The 17626-nt window shown below is 55.9% G+C and carries 19 protein-coding genes; 7 read left to right on the forward strand and 12 right to left on the reverse strand.

The features are described 5' to 3' along the window. Positions 1–184 precede the first annotated feature (184 nt). Positions 185–784: a 5'-deoxynucleotidase gene (gene yfbR, locus ACOTW6_RS11855; RefSeq protein ID WP_047053290.1), complete on the forward strand. Its 600-nt coding sequence runs from the start codon at positions 185–187 to the stop codon at positions 782–784. 80 nt (positions 785–864) lie between these two features. On the opposite strand, the gene ACOTW6_RS11860 is transcribed toward yfbR, so the two are convergent. From ACOTW6_RS11860 to yfbV, 4 genes are all read right to left on the reverse strand, one after another. Then, a complete protein-coding gene (locus ACOTW6_RS11860) occupies positions 865–2697 on the reverse strand; it encodes an SLC13 family permease (protein WP_045350222.1) in 1833 nt (610 codons plus the stop codon). Between the two features lie 75 nt (positions 2698–2772). Beyond that, positions 2773–3432: a sugar phosphatase gene (locus tag ACOTW6_RS11865; protein ID WP_003861463.1), complete on the reverse strand. Its 660-nt coding sequence runs from the start codon at positions 3430–3432 to the stop codon at positions 2773–2775. A gap of 11 nt (positions 3433–3443) precedes the next feature. Next, positions 3444–3938, reverse strand: coding sequence for a YfbU family protein (locus ACOTW6_RS11870; protein WP_008502874.1), 495 nt, complete (start codon positions 3936–3938; stop codon positions 3444–3446). A gap of 92 nt (positions 3939–4030) precedes the next feature. After that, a complete protein-coding gene (gene yfbV / locus ACOTW6_RS11875; RefSeq protein ID WP_003861459.1) occupies positions 4031–4486 on the reverse strand; it encodes a terminus macrodomain insulation protein YfbV in 456 nt (151 codons plus the stop codon). Positions 4487–4823: 337 nt separating this feature from the next. Between yfbV and ackA the strand changes: the two genes are divergently transcribed. Both ackA and pta read left to right on the forward strand, forming a co-directional pair. After that, entirely contained in the window at positions 4824–6026 is a 1203-nt protein-coding gene (ackA, locus tag ACOTW6_RS11880) for an acetate kinase (protein WP_015572267.1), read from the forward strand. Positions 6027–6101: 75 nt separating this feature from the next. Then, entirely contained in the window at positions 6102–8243 is a 2142-nt protein-coding gene (pta, locus tag ACOTW6_RS11885; protein WP_047636877.1) for a phosphate acetyltransferase, read from the forward strand. A 114-nt stretch (positions 8244–8357) separates the two neighbouring features. On the opposite strand, the gene ACOTW6_RS11890 is transcribed toward pta, so the two are convergent. From ACOTW6_RS11890 to ACOTW6_RS11910, 5 genes are all read right to left on the reverse strand, one after another. Then, on the reverse strand, positions 8358–9311 hold the full coding sequence (locus tag ACOTW6_RS11890; RefSeq protein WP_003861452.1) for a transketolase family protein: 954 nt from the start codon (positions 9309–9311) through the stop codon (positions 8358–8360). After that, positions 9304–10134 carry a transketolase gene (locus ACOTW6_RS11895; protein ID WP_045308694.1) on the reverse strand — a complete coding sequence of 277 codons (831 nt, stop codon included), beginning with the start codon at positions 10132–10134 and terminating at the stop codon, positions 9304–9306. Before ACOTW6_RS11895 ends, ACOTW6_RS11890 begins: the two co-directional genes overlap by 8 nt. After that, positions 10131–11522: a PTS ascorbate transporter subunit IIC gene (locus tag ACOTW6_RS11900; RefSeq protein WP_017383437.1), complete on the reverse strand. Its 1392-nt coding sequence runs from the start codon at positions 11520–11522 to the stop codon at positions 10131–10133. Before ACOTW6_RS11900 ends, ACOTW6_RS11895 begins: the two co-directional genes overlap by 4 nt. Before the next feature lie 21 nt (positions 11523–11543). After that, positions 11544–11816 (reverse strand): PTS sugar transporter subunit IIB, encoded by a 273-nt coding sequence (locus tag ACOTW6_RS11905; RefSeq protein ID WP_003861447.1) that lies wholly within the window; start codon positions 11814–11816, stop codon positions 11544–11546. 79 nt (positions 11817–11895) lie between these two features. Next, on the reverse strand, positions 11896–12339 hold the full coding sequence (locus tag ACOTW6_RS11910) for a PTS sugar transporter subunit IIA (RefSeq protein WP_022651541.1): 444 nt from the start codon (positions 12337–12339) through the stop codon (positions 11896–11898). A gap of 236 nt (positions 12340–12575) precedes the next feature. On the opposite strand from ACOTW6_RS11910, the gene ACOTW6_RS11915 reads away from it, so the two are divergent. Next, positions 12576–13595, forward strand: coding sequence for a LacI family DNA-binding transcriptional regulator (locus ACOTW6_RS11915; protein ID WP_017383439.1), 1020 nt, complete (start codon positions 12576–12578; stop codon positions 13593–13595). A 3-nt stretch (positions 13596–13598) separates the two neighbouring features. On the opposite strand, the gene yfcD is transcribed toward ACOTW6_RS11915, so the two are convergent. The 3 genes from yfcD to yfcF are packed head-to-tail and all read right to left on the reverse strand — an operon-like array spanning position 13599 to position 15473. Continuing rightward, positions 13599–14165 carry an NUDIX hydrolase YfcD gene (yfcD, locus tag ACOTW6_RS11920; protein WP_006811396.1) on the reverse strand — a complete coding sequence of 189 codons (567 nt, stop codon included), beginning with the start codon at positions 14163–14165 and terminating at the stop codon, positions 13599–13601. Positions 14166–14220: 55 nt separating this feature from the next. Further along, positions 14221–14772 (reverse strand): phosphodiesterase, encoded by a 552-nt coding sequence (gene yfcE, locus ACOTW6_RS11925; protein ID WP_047734978.1) that lies wholly within the window; start codon positions 14770–14772, stop codon positions 14221–14223. A 56-nt stretch (positions 14773–14828) separates the two neighbouring features. After that, entirely contained in the window at positions 14829–15473 is a 645-nt protein-coding gene (gene yfcF, locus ACOTW6_RS11930) for a glutathione transferase (protein WP_040117904.1), read from the reverse strand. A gap of 140 nt (positions 15474–15613) precedes the next feature. On the opposite strand from yfcF, the gene yfcG reads away from it, so the two are divergent. The 3 genes from yfcG to ACOTW6_RS11945 all read left to right on the forward strand — a co-directional run bounded on the left by yfcG (position 15614) and on the right by ACOTW6_RS11945 (position 17594). Further along, positions 15614–16243: a GSH-dependent disulfide bond oxidoreductase gene (yfcG, locus tag ACOTW6_RS11935; protein ID WP_003861434.1), complete on the forward strand. Its 630-nt coding sequence runs from the start codon at positions 15614–15616 to the stop codon at positions 16241–16243. Positions 16244–16318: 75 nt separating this feature from the next. Beyond that, entirely contained in the window at positions 16319–16687 is a 369-nt protein-coding gene (gene folX / locus ACOTW6_RS11940) for a dihydroneopterin triphosphate 2'-epimerase (RefSeq protein WP_003861432.1), read from the forward strand. A gap of 13 nt (positions 16688–16700) precedes the next feature. Then, on the forward strand, positions 16701–17594 hold the full coding sequence (locus tag ACOTW6_RS11945; protein WP_121478741.1) for a TIGR01777 family oxidoreductase: 894 nt from the start codon (positions 16701–16703) through the stop codon (positions 17592–17594). Positions 17595–17626 lie beyond the last annotated feature (32 nt).

Genomic DNA, 17626 nt, shown 5'->3' on the forward strand with positions numbered 1-17626 from the left:
GACCGAAAAACCCAGAGTGTGCTCCGGATAGACTGAAAAGTGTTACCTATGTTCCCGGTCTGATCTGTCACCTATGTATCCGGTCATACACTGCGCTTACCCGGCCTGCAATATCCGCAAATTTGCATCTTCCCTCCCCTCCCCGCACAATGAAGTCTGTCGCAGTGAAGACATAAGGTAACCTATGAGTCAGAGTCATTTCTTTGCCCACCTCTCCCGCCTGAAGCTCATCAACCGCTGGCCGCTGATGCGCAATGTGCGTACTGAAAATGTGTCTGAGCACAGTTTGCAGGTTGCCATGGTCGCGCACGCGCTGGCCGCGATTAAAAATCGCAAATTCAACGGGCAGGTGAATGCCGAACGTATCGCCCTGCTGGCGATGTACCACGATGCATCGGAAGTGCTGACCGGGGATCTGCCTACGCCGGTGAAATATTTCAACTCGCAGATTGCCCAGGAATATAAGGCCATTGAGAAGATTGCCCAGCAGAAGCTGATCGACATGGTGCCTGAAGAGCTGCGCGATATCTTCGGGCCGCTGATCGACGAGCATCAGTATACGGAAGAGGAGAAATCCCTGGTTAAGCAGGCCGATGCGCTGTGCGCCTACCTGAAGTGTCTGGAAGAGCTGTCCGCCGGGAATAACGAATTTTTACTGGCAAAAACGCGTCTGGAGAAAACGCTGGAATCTCGTCGCAGCGAAGAGATGGATTACTTTATGCAGGTGTTTGTGCCGAGCTTCCATTTGTCGCTGGATGAGATTAGCCAGGATTCGCCACTCTGATTTTCGCCCAGCGGCGCTGCGCTTGCAGGGCCTACGGGGTTGTAGGCCGGGTAAGGCGTAGCCGCCACCCGGCAAAATGCTCAGAAGGGAAACAGGACCGGTATCAATACCACGCACACCACCATCACCAGCACGGTGAATGGCACACCCAGCTTCACGAAATCACTGAACCTATAATTCCCGGGCCCCAGCACCAGCGTATTGACCGGGGAAGAGACCGGCGTCATAAATGCCGCGGACGCCGCCATCGCAACCATCATCGCAAACGGATACGGCGAAACACCCATCGATTTTGCCATCGCCAGCGCAATGGGCGCCATCAGCACCGCCGTTGCGGTATTGGAGATGAACAAACCAATGGTGGCGCACATGACGAACAGGCAAACCATCATCAGGTACGGACCATACCCCCCGCCCGCGTCCATCAAGCCTTTCACGATCAAATCCACCCCGCCGGTTTTCTGTAGCGCCAGGGCGAAGGGCATCATCCCGACGATGAGAATGATGCTCGGCCAGTGAATCGCTTTGTAAGCGCTTTCGGCGTCGATACAGCGGAATTTGCCCATTAACAGACAGGCGATTATCGCCGCCACCGGGTTAGGGATTTCGTCCGTCAGCATCAGGGCAACCATCAATACCAGGCAAAAAATCGCATGGGGCGCCTGGCTGTGCGCCGGTGATGCATCACTCTCTTCTATCGGCATATTCAGCACCACAAAATCGCGGCCTTTCTGCCCGAGCTGGCTAATCAGTTTCCAGTTGCCGACCACGAGGAAGATATCCCCCAGCAGGATCGGCTCATCCACCACCGCCCCTTCAAGGGCTACGCCATCGCGCTTCAGGCCCACCACGTTGAGGCCATAGCGGGTACGAAAGCCGATTTCACGCACGGTTTTGCCCAATAACTCCGATTCCGGGATCAGCGACACCTCGGCCATTCCCACATCCAGCGCCTGGTCGGAGAAATACTCGCCGCGCAGCACCATCGGCTCCAGCAACTGCTCGCTACAAAACTCCCGCAGATCCACGTCCGCGGTGGACATATCAATCAGCAGGACGTCACGCGCGCGAAACTCGGACACCCCGTTCACGTTAACGATCACCCGACGAAAACGACGCCAGCGCTCAACCCCGATGACGTTCGCGCCATAGCGTTCGCGTAGCTTAAGGTCATCCAGCCGCTGCCCCACCATAGGCGATCCCGGGCGGATAGCCAGACGTCGGGCACGCCCGGTCAGACGGTACTCTTTAATCAGATCGCGGAAAGAGCGTCGCTTCCAGCCCTCTTTGGCTTTATCCTGCTTCTCCCCTTTCAGCGCGAAACGGGTCAATAACATATAGATAATGCCCATCACCAGTACCACCAGCCCGATCGGCGTAACGCTGAAAAAGCTAAACCCCTCAAGCCCCTCACGGATCAGTTCGCTGTTCACGACGAGGTTCGGCGGCGTTGCGACCAGCGTCATCATGCCGCTGATGAGTCCGGCGAAGCTCAACGGCATCATCAGCCGCGACGGGGAGATCTGCATTCTCATGCAGACGCTCAGCACGACCGGAATAAAGATGGCCACGACGCCCGTAGAGCTCATAAACGCGCCCAGCCCGGCGACCGTCAGCATCAGGTAAATCAGCATTTTGGTTTCGCTGCTGCCCGCCACCTTAACCAGCCACGACCCCATCATCGTCGCCACGCCGGTGCGTACCAGGCCGTCGCCAATAATAAACAGGGCGGCAATCAAAATAACGTTGGGATCGCTAAACCCGGAAAAGGCTTCCGGCAGGGAAAGGGTACCGCTCAGAACGAATGCGACAATCACAAACAGGGCGACGGCATCCATGCGCACCTTGCCCGTGGCAAAAAGAATGATGGCGATTAACAGCAGGCTCAGGACCCAAATCAGTTCACCGTTCACAACATGTCCTTGTCAGTGGAGGAGAAGCAATTCTGCCATAAAAAAGCCCCGGTAATGCGGGGCTATATCATGGGATTACATTTTTAGCGAGACGGTTACAACTCCGTCTGACGCCTTCGAGACGTCGATGGCGGTCAGGGTGTTAAGCACGAAATCCGCCTCCTCCAGCCGGGGGGAACCCGCCGGGACGTTAACGGCAATGACGTGGCTTCCGGCGTTCAGCCCGGCCAGCACGCCTGCCGCCGCGTCTTCCACCACCACGCACTCCGCTGGCGCCAGGCCAAGCAGTTCTGCGCCGAGCAGGAACGCATCCGGTTCAGGCTTGCCGCGCTTCACGCGCTCAGCGGTAATGAAGACGTCCGGCGTCGGTAAACCTGCCGCCTTATGACGGGCATGCGCGACGGGAACCGATCCGGAGGTGACGATAGCCCACGGGATCTGCGCTTCATTCAGGTGCTCAAGCAGTTCACGCGCACCGGGCAGCGCGGTGATGCCCTCGGTATCGGTAGCTTCTATCTGCTCAAGATAGCGGAACTCCGCCTGAATCTCTTCCTCAGAACGTCCCGCCAGGAAGTGCCGCAATGAGGTAATGGCCTGTTTACCATGGATGAAATTCAGTACGTCCTGATGGTCGATGCCGTGCCGGTCGGCCCAGTGGCACCACGAGCGCTCCACCACCGGCAGCGAATCCACCAGCGTACCGTCCAGATCAAACAGAAAACCTTTACACTGCACACGCACCTCCGTCAGGCATTAATGATTTGTTGAATTTCGTTGCTGCTTAAATGGTACTGACGCGGACAGGCGTGCCACGCGCTCAGCATACGTTGATACTTATCCCACATCGGGGTCTGGGCGTTGAAGCCGTGCGTACCCGCATCAAAATGGGTGTAGCGCCCTTCGGTATTCACCATAAAGCGCACATAGCTCAGATAGCGCGCTTCCGTCGCGGCATCAAAGCCCAGGAACGTCACGCGGCGCTCGTCAATGGACTGCTGGTCCTTCAGATTGGTCCAGGACACATGCAGCGCATGGTACATCTCCATGATGTCGATAACGATACGGCAGGTTTCCTCTTTCAGTTCGCCAAATTCGCGATCCAGTTCGCGCATCTGCAAGCCAAAACCACGTTCGACAATGGTTTGCAGGCGGCTGTAGCGCGCAGCGTTATCGGGATCAAGCATAGTCATCATCTTGTACTGGTTAGACAAAATCAGACGTTGAGCATGGGTCATTTCCATCTTTCGACTCCTGTAGCGCATTGCACTGTAAAAAAAAGACACGGTAACTGATTGTTACTGTGCCTTCTTTTGGTCGTCGTTTCGATGATCAATCACAAGTCATCGAGGAATGTTTTATCAAGCTGTTTAAACGCACGCTTGAGGGTATCCGCCAGCGCCTGATAGTCCGGCTTGCCTTCAACCGGTGCCAGCGCCTGGCCCGCCTCCTCCAGCTTTCCACGCACTTCATAAAACCAGTGTAAAATAGAAGGCGGAAGTGGCGTGACGGAACGTTTCCCTAACCACCATAGCCCCTGCATCGGCAGGCTTAACGCAAAGAGCGCCGTCGCGACGGCAGGGCCAAGCTGTCCACCTAACGCTATCTGCCAGCACAGGGTAAAAACGGCAATCGGGGGCATAAAGCGAATCGCATAGCGCGTGGCGCGAATAGTGCGATTTTCAATAAACATGGGCGCGAGGCGCTTTTCCATCGGCCATGTCTTTGCGTAATGCTGTCCCCGACGAAACAGACTAAAAAAGTTCACGGACGGGATTTCGGGTGTCGACATGGCTGTACCTCAACTTCACATATAAAAATTAAAATTTTCGTGCAAAACCACAACAGGCTATGACAACGTTCAAAATATTTTGTCATCGCTACCCCGTATCGGGTATCCTGTGCCAGCCTGATAGGGCCGTAGACGATAAGCGTTAACTCGTCAAATTATCGCATATTATGCCATTGTCTGAAAAATGTTCAAAATGGCTTAAAATCATAGGTATTTCTTCCATCCTGCCAGAATGTTCGTTTGGCATGATGTTAATCATAAATGTCTGGGTCAGCATGCGTTACGCTTTTAGACTCACTGACGTTTTTTTAGCCACGTATCAATAATAGGTACTTCCATGTCGAGTAAGTTAGTACTGGTTCTGAACTGCGGTAGCTCCTCACTGAAATTCGCCATCATCGATGCGCTCAACGGTGACGAGTACCTCTCTGGTTTGGCCGAATGTTTCCATCTGCCTGAAGCACGTATCAAGTGGAAGATGGACGGCAGCAAACAAGAAGCGGCTTTAGGTGCAGGCGCCGCTCACAGTGAAGCGCTGAACTTTATCGTTAACACTATTCTGGCACAAAAACCAGAACTGTCTGCTCAGCTGACCGCAATTGGTCACCGTATCGTCCATGGCGGCGAAAAATACACCAGTTCCGTGGTAATCGACGACTCCGTGATTCAGGGTATCAAAGACTCTGCGTCTTTCGCACCGCTGCATAACCCGGCTCACCTGATCGGTATCGCTGAAGCACTGAAATCCTTCCCGAGTCTGAAAGACAAAAACGTGGCCGTGTTTGATACCGCGTTCCATCAGACCATGCCGGAAGAGTCTTACCTCTATGCCCTGCCATACAGCCTGTACAAAGAGCACGGCGTCCGTCGTTACGGCGCTCACGGCACCAGCCACTTCTATGTGACTCAGGAAGCCGCAAAAGTGCTGAACAAGCCGGTTGAAGAAGTCAACATTATCACCTGCCATCTGGGCAACGGTGGTTCTGTTTCCGCTATCCGCAACGGTAAGTGTGTTGACACCTCTATGGGTCTGACCCCGCTGGAAGGTCTGGTGATGGGTACCCGTTCCGGTGATATCGACCCGGCGATCATCTTCCACCTGCACGACACCCTGGGCATGAGCGTTGACGACATCAACAAAATGCTGACCAAAGAGTCTGGCCTGCTGGGCCTGACCGAGGTCACCAGCGACTGCCGTTACGTTGAAGACAACTACGCAGAAAAAGCTGACGCTAAACGTGCAATGGACGTTTATTGCCACCGTCTGGCGAAGTACATCGGTTCTTACACCGCGCTGATGGAAGGCCGTCTGGATGCTGTTATCTTCACCGGCGGCATCGGTGAGAACGCGGCAATGGTACGTGAACTGTCCCTGGGCAAACTGGGCGTTCTGGGCTTCGAAGTTGATCATGAGCGTAACCTGGCTGCCCGCTTCGGCAAGTCTGGCTTCATCAACAAAGAAGGCACCCGCCCTGCTATCGTTATCCCAACTAACGAAGAGCTGGTCATCGCGCAAGACGCGCACCGCCTGACTGCCTGATTCCACACCGCCAGCAATGCTGGCGGTGCTGTTTTGTAACCCGCCCAACGCGGCGGTAACGAAAGAGGATAAACCGTGTCCCGTACTATTATGCTGATCCCTACCGGAACCAGCGTCGGCCTGACCAGCGTCAGCCTCGGCGTGATCCGCGCTATGGAACGCAAAGGCGTTCGTCTGAGCGTCTTTAAGCCTATCGCCCAGCCACGTGCCGGTGGCGATGCGCCAGACCAGACCACCACCATCGTGCGCAAGAACTCCAATCTGCCAGCGGCTGAACCGCTGAAGATGAGCCACGTTGAATCTCTGCTCTCCAGCAACCAGAAAGACGTGCTGATGGAAGAGATCATTGCCAACTACCACGCAAACGCGCAGGACGCGGAAGTGGTGCTGGTTGAAGGCCTGGTCCCGACCCGTAAACACCAGTTTGCCCAGTCTCTGAACTTTGAAATCGCGAAAACCCTGAACGCAGAGATCGTTTTCGTGATGTCTCAGGGCACGGATACCCCAGAGCAGCTGAAAGAGCGTATCGAACTGACGCGCAGCAGCTTTGGCGGTGCGAAAAACACCAGCATCACCGGCGTGATTGTTAACAAGCTGAACGCGCCAGTAGATGAGCAGGGCCGTACGCGTCCTGACCTGTCCGAAATTTTTGACGACTCTTCCAAAGCAAAAGTCATCAAAGTTGACCCGGCTAAGTTGCAGGATTCCAGCCCGCTGCCTGTTCTGGGCGCGGTGCCATGGAGCTTCGATCTGATTGCCACCCGTGCAATCGATATGGCGCGTCACCTGAACGCCACCGTGATCAACGAAGGCGATATCAACACCCGCCGCGTGAAGTCCGTGACCTTCTGTGCGCGCAGCATTCCGCACATGCTGGAGCACTTCCGCGCAGGTTCCCTGCTGGTGACCTCCGCAGACCGTCCGGACGTGCTGGTCGCTGCCTGCCTGGCGGCGATGAACGGCGTGGAAATCGGTGCCATTCTGCTGACCGGCGGCTACGAAATGGACGCGCGTATCAGCAAGCTGTGCGAACGTGCGTTCGCCACTGGCCTGCCAGTCTTCATGGTGAACACCAACACCTGGCAGACCTCCCTGAGCCTGCAAAGCTTCAACCTCGAAGTGCCGGTTGATGACCACGAGCGTATCGAGAAAGTTCAGGAATACGTTGCGGGCTACATCAACGCAGACTGGATCGAATCCCTGACGGCGACTTCCGAGCGCAGCCGTCGTCTGTCTCCTCCAGCCTTCCGTTACCAGCTGACCGAGCTGGCGCGTAAAGCGGGCAAACGCGTGGTTCTGCCAGAAGGCGACGAACCACGTACCGTTAAAGCGGCGGCCATCTGTGCAGAGCGCGGTATCGCGACCTGTGTGCTGCTGGGTAACCCGGATGAGATCAACCGCGTTGCGGCGTCTCAGGGCGTTGAGCTGGGCGCGGGCATCGAAATCGTTGATCCTGACGTGGTCCGTGAAAGCTACGTTGCCCGTCTGGTTGAGCTGCGTAAGAACAAAGGCATGACCGAAGCCGTTGCGCGCGAGCAGCTGGAAGACAACGTGGTGCTGGGTACGCTGATGCTGGAGCAGGACGAAGTTGACGGTCTGGTTTCCGGTGCGGTTCACACCACCGCGAACACCATCCGCCCACCGTTGCAGCTGATCAAAACCGCACCGGGCAGCTCTCTGGTCTCCTCCGTGTTCTTCATGCTGCTGCCTGAACAGGTTTACGTTTACGGCGACTGCGCGATCAACCCGGACCCAACCGCAGAGCAGCTGGCAGAAATCGCTATCCAGTCTGCGGACTCCGCGATTGCCTTTGGTATCGAACCACGCGTCGCGATGCTCTCCTACTCCACCGGCACCTCTGGTGCAGGTAGTGACGTAGAGAAAGTCCGTGAAGCAACCCGCATTGCACAGGAAAAACGTCCGGATCTGATGATCGACGGCCCGCTCCAGTACGATGCCGCGGTAATGGCTGACGTGGCGAAATCCAAAGCGCCGAACTCGCCGGTTGCAGGTCGCGCTACCGTGTTCATCTTCCCGGATCTGAACACCGGTAACACCACCTATAAAGCGGTACAGCGTTCAGCAGACCTGATCTCCATCGGGCCAATGCTGCAAGGCATGCGCAAACCTGTGAACGACCTGTCCCGTGGTGCGCTGGTTGACGATATCGTCTACACCATCGCGCTGACGGCGATTCAGTCTTCCCAGCAGCAGTAATTGTAAGGTCTTGCCGGATGGCGCTTCGCTTATCCGGCCTACAGGACCGTAGGCCCGGTAAGCGCGAGCGCCACCGGGCAACAAAAAGGCGACCACAAATGGTCGCCTTTTTTATTACAGCAACTCTCGCGCCGCCGACACAATGTCATGTGCCGTCAGGCCATACTCCTTTTGCAAGAAGTCCTGCGTACCCACCTGACCATACCGTTCCTTCACCCCCACCCGACGCAGGGGCACCGGACAGGTTTCCACCAGCACTTCCGCCACCGCCGACCCCAGCCCGTTGTGAATGCTGTGGTTTTCGCAGGTCACAATACGCCCGGTTTTCTCGGCATAGTTTTTCACCAGCATCCGATCGATGGGCTTCAGGGTAAACATGTCGATGACCGCTGCGCTTACCCCCTCCTGCTCCAGCTGGCGCGCCGCCTCCAGCGCTTCCGCCACCATAATGCCGTTAGCAATCAGGGTAATATCGGTTCCCTCGCGCAGCACGTTGCCCTTGCCGATGGTGAAGGTTGACCCCGGGGCATACACGCTCGGGGCCTGTTTACGGATGGTCCGCACCCAGTAAAAGCCTTCCAGGTCGATAAGCTGACGCAGCACATCTTCGAACATCACCGCATCGGTCACCTCCAGCACGACTGAATGCGCCAGACCGCGCACGATGCCCATGTCCTCGAACGACATATGCGTCCCGCCGTTGTGGCAGGCCGTCACGCCCGCATCCGAGGCAATAACCTTCACGTTATTGCGCTGGTAGTCCAGGGACATAAACAGCTGGTCGAAGCAGCGACGGCTGGCAAAAGCGGTAAAGGTATGGACGAACGGCTTACGTCCGGTGAGCGACAGCCCGGCGGCCGTCCCAATCACGTTGGCCTCCATAATGCCGCAGTTGATGACGTGCTGTGGATAATCACGCGCTACGCCGTCCATCGCCATCGAACTCATCAGATCCGCTTCGAGCGCAATGATCTCGCTCCCGGCCTCAATCTGTTTTGCCACAAAACCCGCGTAGACCTTACGCATCTCAACGGCATCTTTCTGTCCTGTCGGTGCAACCTTAATCATGTGAAGCCTCCAGTTGGCGAATCGTCTCGTTGAGCGCCGCTTTGCTCTCCTCGGTTAATCGCAGGTGGTGCGAGTTGCTGAGCTGTTCCAGGTATGGCACCCCCTGCCCTTTGATGCTGTCGAGGATCACCACCCGCGGACGCGCATCGGCCGCAGGGATCGGCGCGGTCACCTCCAGCAGCGCCGGAATGTCATCCCCTTTCACCGTCACCACGTCAAAACCAAAGGCGCGGAATTTGCCTTCCAGGTCGAAGGCGCTGATGATTTCGTCCAGCTCGCCGTCGAGCTGCTGTTTGTTCCAGTCCACGAATACCGTCAGATTGTTCAGTCGATGGTGAGCGATAAACTGGAAGGCTTCCCAGCACTGTCCTTCATTCAGTTCTCCGTCGCCAACGATGCAAAACACCCGGTTTGGCCTTCCTGCCAGCTTGTGCGACAGCGCCATGCCGCCAGCGATGGAGATCCCCTGCCCCAGTGATCCGGTGGTGGCATCCACGCCGCGTGTTTTCAGGCGATCCGGGTGACTTGGCAGACGCGTCCCGTTCTGGTTCAGCGTACTCAGCTCTTCAATTGGGAAGTAGCCCTTAATCGCCAGCGTGCTGTACAGCGCCGGCCCCGCATGGCCTTTCGACAGCACAAAGTAATCGCGCTCTGGCCAGTCCGGATCGGCCGGGTCAATTTTCATTACCGCGCCGTACAGAACGGCCAGCGTTTCAACGACTGACATGCTGCCGCCGTAGTGACCAAAACCCAGCTGCGTAAGGGATTTCAGCGTCTCAAGGCGGATCTGACGCGCCAGTTCGGTTATTTCATTCTCATTCATGATTTGGCTCCGGGGTTTTCCTGCGCGTTACCGCTGGCAGGTTTGTTTTTAGCGAAGACGTTGTAGGCCACCAGCAGCGCGAACAACACAACAACCAGTCCGGTGATGGCAAGCGGCGACAGGAAGCGTGCCAGGTTGCCCAGCACAATCCCGACCGCACCAAAATCAGCGTCCGAGAAGGTCGTATTCGCAAAGCCAATTGCGCCCAGAACAGGCAGCAGCAGGACCGGGAGGAAGGTGATCAGCAGGCCGTTAGCAAACGCGCCAATCATCGCCCCGCGACGTCCGCCGGTGGCGTTACCAAACACGCCTGCCGTTGCGCCGGTGAAGAAGTGCGGCACGACGCCCGGGAGGATCAGCACCCAGCTAAACTGACCGCAGATGAACAAGCCCACAATCCCGCCGAGGAAGCTAAACAGGAAGCCAATCAGTACCGCGTTTGGCGCATACGGGTAAACCACCGGGCAGTCCAGCGCAGGCCGCGCATTGGGCACCAGTTTTTCCGAGAAGCCGGTAAAGGCCGGGACGATTTCCGCCAGAATCAGGCGCACGCCCTGCAAGATGATGAACACGCCTGCCGCGAAGGTGATGGCCATAATGATGGCGTACACCAGGTAGTTCTGGCCGCCGCTGAAGGTGGCCTCCACGTACTCACGTCCGGCGCTCACCGCCATGATCAGGTAGATAATCATCATGGTCAGGGAGATGGAGATTGAACTGTCACGCAGGAAGCTAAGGTTCTTCGGCAGGTTCATCTCTTCGGTGGAGCGCGAGCCTTTGCCAACCTTGCTGCCAATCCAGCCGGACAGCACGTAGCCCAGCGTGCCGAAATGACCGAAGGCGATCTCATCGTTGCCGGTAATACGCTTCATATAGCGCTGCGCAATCGCCGGGAAGAAGGCCATAATCAGGCCGAGGATCAACGAACCGGTAAAGACCAGCCCGACCCCCTCGAAACCTGCAACCGTCAGGATCACGCCAATCATGCATGCCATGTAGAAGGTGTGATGCCCGGTCAGGAAGATGTATTTCAGGCGGGTAAAGCGCGCAACAATAATATTCGCCACCATCCCGAAGGCCATAATGAGCGCGGTGGAAGCGCCATATTTTTCCAGGGCAATCGACACAATAGCTTCATTGTTGGGAATAATGCCCTGAATATTAAAGGCGTGCTCAAACATACCGCCGAGCGGATTTAAAGAGCCCACCAGCACGGTTGCGCCGCCGCCCAATACAATAAAGCCGAGAATGGTTTTAATTGTGCCTTTTACCACATCCGAAAAGGCTTTTTTCTGCGCCACCAGACCAATCAGGGCAATTAACCCGACCAGTACTGAAGGGACTTTTAAAATATCAACAACGAAATTCAGCGTTTCAAGGATAAACATATCCACCTCGCCTTATCAGGATTATTGTCTTTCGAACCAGGCGCGCAGCTGCGCTTCGAGTTCGTTGATATCGATGATATTGTTGATCACCACCAGCTGGCTTTCCGGCACGCTGGCGCTGGCGGCAATGTCTTTCGCCATTACAAACAGGTCCGCCGCGCCCGGCGTGGCCGAGGAGAGATCGGAGTGTTCAACCTCGGCCTCAATTTCCAGTTTTTTGAGCACCTTTTTAATATTCATTTCGACCATAAAACTGCTGCCCAGGCCGGAGCCGCAAATAGCCATGATTTTCATTGTTATCCCCTTTTTTGAGTAGAGTACGCCCCATCACGCTGACGCGTAATGTTGAGATGAATCGGATTAAATTATTAAATCAGAAGCGATCGATGATGGTTTTTATCTCCTCCAGCGTGTTCGCCCGATGTAATTCAGCCATATCTTCGTCGCTGGAAAATAATTCCGCTAAGGCCGAGATCATTTCGATATGGCTATGCTTGTCCGGCGCCGCCAGCATCACAATCACATCGACGGGGTCAAACTCACCGGCACCAAAAGAGACGCCCTGTTTCAGTTTTAATAATGACAGGCCAAGTCCTTTCGCTCCTTCTTCCGGTCGCGCATGTGGCATTGCCAGCCCTGGAGCCAGCACATAGTAGGGACCTAACGTGTGGTGCTGCTCGATGATAGCCGTGACATATTCCGGCGCGATAACCTGCAAATCCAGCAGCGGTTTCGCGCACAGTTCCAGCGCCTGGGGCCAGCTTTCAACGCTATCCTGTAGGATGATGGTTGTATCATATATCCACTTTTTGAGCATTTTTCACTCCCGCTAAAGACCAGACATGGGCAAACTCTATTCAACCCATCAATCAATGACTGCGATCGCGATCACAAAGATAGCGCTACCAACGACTAACATGCAGAACTGTGATAGCGCTATCAAATTGCTATCATGGTGCGAAATCACAGCAAAAAAAGGGATTTAAGGCGTATACTGCCTGTCACGTAAAATGAAGGATGAAACTGAATCGCGTCCTGTCAGCAGGAAGATGTATGTCTTTAACCCGAAAACGGCGCAGTACCGGAAAAGTAACGCTCGCGGATGTCGCACAGCTTGCCGGCGTAGGCACGATGACTGTTTCCCGTGCCCTCCGCACGCCCGAACAGGTTTCCGATAAACTGCGTGAAAAAATTGAAGCCGCGGTGCAGGAGCTGGGTTATATGCCCAATCTTGCCGCCAGCGCACTGGCATCGGCGTCGTCATGGACGATTGCGATGGTTGTTCCCAATCTTTCCGAAGCTGGCTGTTCCGAGATGTTCGCCGGGCTACAGCAGGTGCTCCAGCCAGCCGGATATCAGATCATGCTGGCGGAATCTCAGCATCGTCTTGAACAGGAAGAGAAACTGCTTGAAACGCTGCTGGCCTCGAATATCGCCGCGGCGATACTGCTCAGCGTTGAGCACTCCGATACTGTGCGACACTGGCTGAAAAACGCCTCTATCCCGGTGATGGAAATGGGTGCAATGCGTGCCGATCCGATTGATATGAATATCGGGATTGATAACGTCGCCGCCATGTATGAACTTACCGAGATGGTGATTCAGCGTGGCTACCAGAATATCGGCCTGCTGTGCGCTAACCAGGAGCAGTGGATTTTTCAGCAGCACTTGCAGGGCTGGTACAAGGCGATGCTGCGCCACCACCTGTCGCCAAACAGAGTGATTAATGCCGCCATGCCGCCGAACTTCTCCACCGGTGCGGCACAATTGCCAGAGTTCCTGCTGGCGTGGCCGGAGCTGGATGCGCTGGTGTGCGTGTCAGATGAACTGGCCTGCGGCGCGCTGTATGAGTGCCAGCGTCGGCGCATCAAAGTGCCGGACGATTTAGCGGTCGTGGGCTTTGGCGACAGCGACGTCAGCCGCGTCTGTCAGCCGCCGCTGACGACGATGGCAGTACCGCATCGCAAGATTGGGATTGAAGCCGGGAAAGCGTTACTGGAACGTCTGAATGACGGAGACTGGCGCGACCATAAACCCATCGCGTCCAGCCTGTGTCTGCGGGAAAGCTGTTAAGGCTTACTCAGCCTCTTCCTCTTTTTCCGCCTTATTTTCCGGTTTAGCGGATTCGTTTTTGGCGTTGCGGGTCATCCACAGCGCCAGTGCTTTAAGGGAATCCGGCGTGAACTCGTCGCAACGCGCGGTGATCTCTTCCGGCGTCATCCAGCACACTTCGCTCACTTCCTCTTCCTGCAAGGCGAAAGGCCCGTGGGAAACGCAGCTGAACAGCCCGCCCCAGACGCGACAATGCTCATCTTCGAAATAAAACTGCCCGTGCTCGGCAAACGGCACGCCAGCGATACCTAACTCTTCTTCCGCTTCACGACGCGCGGAATCCAGCAATACTTCATCGGCCTGCACAACGCCACCCGCTGTGGCATCCAGCATACCAGGAAGAAAATCTTTGGTGTCGGTGCGACGCTGGACCAGAATCTTGCCCATGCCGTCATGAACAACGATGTACGTCGCGCGGTGACGCAGACGCTCCGCACGCATTTGTTCGCGGCTGGCCTGCGCGATCACTTCATTCTCTTCGCTGACAATGTCAACCCACTCAGTACTTGCCAAATGATTCTGCTCCACCATCGGGAAACCTTCTCGTCTAAGCGCTCTTTCGGCGCGTTTGCAGTTGTGGTGTAACTTACGGATTAATCGCTATCTGCGCAATAACTTGCTGATCATTAAGTGCGATAACGCTTAATGTCCCGTCTTCATACATGCCGTAGCTTGCCGGGTTGCCGCCTTTAGGAATGCTAACAGACCCGGGGTTAAAGTGATAAAACGCCCCGCGTTTTTCCGCCACCGGAATATGAGTATGACCATAAACCAGGACATCGCCAGCGGCGAGTGACGGCAGGTTATTGGGGCCGAACAGGTGCCCGTGGGTCAGGAACAAACGGCTGTTTTCCATCAACACCTGTTGCCAGGGAGCGGTGATGGGAAAATGCAGCAGCATCTGGTCAACTTCGCTGTCGCAGTTGCCGCGAACGGCGATAATGCGCGAGGCAAAATGATTAAGTTTTTCCGCCACCTGCGCGGGAGCATAGCCTTCCGGCAACGCATTGCGTGGGCCGTGGTTTAACACGTCGCCCAGGATCACCAGCCATTGCGCCCCGCTTTGGGCGAACAGAGAAAGCACGCGTTCGGTCGCGGGCAGCGATCCATGAATATCCGACGCAAACATCAGTTTCATCAGTTACTCCTCGGGAATTCAGACTGCCCCTATCATACCTCAAGCGCCCCGTCTTATCAGCCCGCGCGCTTAGCAGAGAGTGCCAGGTAGCGCTGTACCGACGCGCGTTGCCACTGGAATGTGGCGTAATCCACCAGCAGCTGTGGGACGTCATCGCCGTTGAGGATCAGGCGATTGAGCATCAGCGCCAGATCGGTGTCGGCAATACACCACTCGCCAAACAGGTTGGGGTTACCCTGCGCCAGCAGCGATGACGCGGTTTCAATCAGCTTCCGGGCGCTGGATAAGCCCGCCTCGCTGAGGGCGGGCTTTTTGACGCCAGCGAACACCACGTCCGTGGAGCGTTCTGTGCGAATCGGCACCAGGTCGCTACGCAGCCACGCCTGGATCTGGCGGGCGCGGGCGCGCTTTTGCAGATCGTGAGGATAGATGCGTTCCCACTCTGGCGGGGCAAAGCGGTCCTCAAGGTACTCGTCAATCGCCGAGGATTCACTCAACTCAAAACCGTCAATCTCCAGCACAGGGACACGGCGGGTGAGCGCGTAGCCCTGCCACTGAGGCTTCAGATGTTCGCCGCTGTCCAGGTCAACGGTTTTCAGACTAAAAGTAAGCCCCTTTTCTGCCAGCGCCACATAAACGCTCATGACATAAGGAGAAAAAAAGTTCGCATCGGACCACAACGTTATTACAGGCTGACTCATAACATCCTCATCGGCTGATCGGTTTTCACTCAACATATAATCTCTTTGCCTCGCTGTCACTTGATGAAAACTCACGATTTACAACAAGCACCTATACTGATTTTTCATGGCAACACTATTCGCACTGACAGGAGTTGAGAATGATAGATCTCTATTATGCCCCCACCCCTAATGGCCATAAGATCACCCTTTTTCTTGAAGAAGCCGAAGTGGACTACCGGATCATTCGCGTTGATATCAGTAAAGGCGACCAGTTCCGCCCCGTTTTTCTGGCCATATCGCCCAACAATAAAATTCCGGCCATCATTGATAACCTGCCCTCTGACGGCGGCAAACCGTTAAGCCTGTTTGAGTCTGGAGAGATTTTGCTCTATCTGGCAGAGAAAACCGGCAAGCTCCTGAGCGGTGAGTTGCGCGAGCGTCATCACACGCTGCAATGGTTATTCTGGCAGTCGAGCGGCCTGGGGCCAATGCTGGGGCAGAATCATCACTTTACCGCCTATGCGCCGCAGACGATCCCTTACGCCATTGAGCGATATCAGGTCGAAACCCAGCGCCTGTACGGGGTCCTGAACCGTCGGCTGGAAAAATCACCGTGGCTGGGAGGTGAGCATTACAGCATCGCAGATATCGCCTGCTGGCCGTGGATCAACACCCATGAACGCCACCGGATCGATCTGGCCACTTATCCGGCGGTGAACAACTGGTTTGAGCGCATCCGGACCCGCCCGGCCACCGAACGCGCCATGCAAAAAATCCATCAGATTTGAGCCTGCGCCCCGTTGGGTGCAGGTGTTCTCCTCATGTATGATGAGGTGAAAATACTGACACGGAGAAGACCTGCAATGTCCCAGCATGACGCTATTATTCGCATAAAAAACTTACGCTTACGCACGTTCATTGGTATCAAAGAGGAGGAAATCGCGAATCGCCAGGATATCGTGGTGAATGTAGTGATCCACTACCCGGCAGACAAGGCGCGCGCCAGCGAAGACATCAATGACGCGCTGAACTATCGCACGATCACCAAAAGCATCATCCAGTACGTTGAGAACAACCGTTTTGCGCTACTGGAAAAATTAACTCAGGATGTGCTCGACATCGCACGCGAACACCACTGGGTCACTTATGCTGAAGTGGAGATCGATAAACTTCACGCCCTGCGCTACGCCGACTCCGTCTCCATGACGTTAAGCTGGCAGCGCCAGGCGTAAACCTGGAGGTTGTATGAAGATCCTGCTCACCGGCGGTACGGGCCTGATTGGTCGCCATCTCATTCCACGCTTACAGGCGTTGCATCATGACATTACCGTGGTCACGCGCAGCCCGGAGAAAGCGCGCCAGGTGCTGGGCGCCGGCGTTGAGATCTGGAAAGGCCTGGCTGAACGGCAGGATCTGAACGGCTTTGACGCCGTCATCAACCTTGCTGGCGAACCTATCGCCGATAAACGCTGGACCGAGGAGCAAAAACAGCGTTTATGCAGCAGCCGCTGGAACATGACCGAAAGGCTGGTTGAGCTGATTCGCAACAGCGAGACGCCGCCGTCGGTGCTGATTTCCGGCTCTGCTACAGGCTACTATGGCGATCTCGGTGAAGTGGTGGTGACCGAAGAGGAGCCGCCGCACAACGAGTTTACCCATAAACTCTGCGCCCAGTGGGAGCGCATCGCCTGCGCGGCGCAGAGCGATCGTACCCGCGTCTGCCTGCTGCGCACCGGCGTGGTGCTTGCGCCGAAGGGCGGTATTCTCGGTAAAATGCTGCCGCCGTTTAAAATGGGGCTTGGCGGGCCCATCGGCAACGGTCGTCAGTATCTGGCGTGGATCCATATCGACGATATGGTCAACGGCATTCTCTGGCTTCTGGATAACGACCTGCGCGGGCCGTTTAACATGGTGTCTCCTTACCCCGTACGTAATGAACAGTTTGCTCACGCCCTGGGCCATGCCCTGCATCGCCCGACGGTGCTGCGCGTGCCTGCGACGGCGATTCGTCTGCTGATGGGTGAGTCTTCGGTGCTGGTGCTGGGCGGGCAGCGCGCGCTGCCAAAACGGCTGGAAGCGGCCGGGTTTACGTTCCGCTGGTATGACCTGGAAGAGGCGCTGGGGGATGTGGTGCAGTGAATATGTTAGAGTTATACGCCATGTCTGGATGA

Origin of the sequence: Enterobacter cloacae complex sp. IR5403, from assembly GCF_049238705.1 — a bacterium.
GTDB classification, from domain to species: Bacteria; Pseudomonadota; Gammaproteobacteria; order Enterobacterales; family Enterobacteriaceae; genus Enterobacter; species Enterobacter hormaechei_C.

Coding starts and splice junctions, on each gene's coding strand:
- yfbR (WP_047053290.1), top strand. CDS start 185: ATGAGTCAGAGTCATTTCTTTGCCCACCTCTCCCGCCTGAAGCTCATC.
- ACOTW6_RS11870 (WP_008502874.1), bottom strand. CDS start 3,938: ATGGAAATGACCCATGCTCAACGTCTGATTTTGTCTAACCAGTACAAG.
- yfbV (WP_003861459.1), bottom strand. CDS start 4,486: ATGTCGACACCCGAAATCCCGTCCGTGAACTTTTTTAGTCTGTTTCGT.
- ackA (WP_015572267.1), top strand. CDS start 4,824: ATGTCGAGTAAGTTAGTACTGGTTCTGAACTGCGGTAGCTCCTCACTG.
- ACOTW6_RS11890 (WP_003861452.1), bottom strand. CDS start 9,311: ATGATTAAGGTTGCACCGACAGGACAGAAAGATGCCGTTGAGATGCGT.
- ACOTW6_RS11895 (WP_045308694.1), bottom strand. CDS start 10,134: ATGAATGAGAATGAAATAACCGAACTGGCGCGTCAGATCCGCCTTGAG.
- ACOTW6_RS11900 (WP_017383437.1), bottom strand. CDS start 11,522: ATGTTTATCCTTGAAACGCTGAATTTCGTTGTTGATATTTTAAAAGTC.
- ACOTW6_RS11905 (WP_003861447.1), bottom strand. CDS start 11,816: ATGAAAATCATGGCTATTTGCGGCTCCGGCCTGGGCAGCAGTTTTATG.
- ACOTW6_RS11910 (WP_022651541.1), bottom strand. CDS start 12,339: ATGCTCAAAAAGTGGATATATGATACAACCATCATCCTACAGGATAGC.
- ACOTW6_RS11915 (WP_017383439.1), top strand. CDS start 12,576: ATGTCTTTAACCCGAAAACGGCGCAGTACCGGAAAAGTAACGCTCGCG.
- yfcD (WP_006811396.1), bottom strand. CDS start 14,165: ATGGTGGAGCAGAATCATTTGGCAAGTACTGAGTGGGTTGACATTGTC.
- yfcE (WP_047734978.1), bottom strand. CDS start 14,772: ATGAAACTGATGTTTGCGTCGGATATTCATGGATCGCTGCCCGCGACC.
- yfcF (WP_040117904.1), bottom strand. CDS start 15,473: ATGAGTCAGCCTGTAATAACGTTGTGGTCCGATGCGAACTTTTTTTCT.
- yfcG (WP_003861434.1), top strand. CDS start 15,614: ATGATAGATCTCTATTATGCCCCCACCCCTAATGGCCATAAGATCACC.
- folX (WP_003861432.1), top strand. CDS start 16,319: ATGTCCCAGCATGACGCTATTATTCGCATAAAAAACTTACGCTTACGC.
- ACOTW6_RS11945 (WP_121478741.1), top strand. CDS start 16,701: ATGAAGATCCTGCTCACCGGCGGTACGGGCCTGATTGGTCGCCATCTC.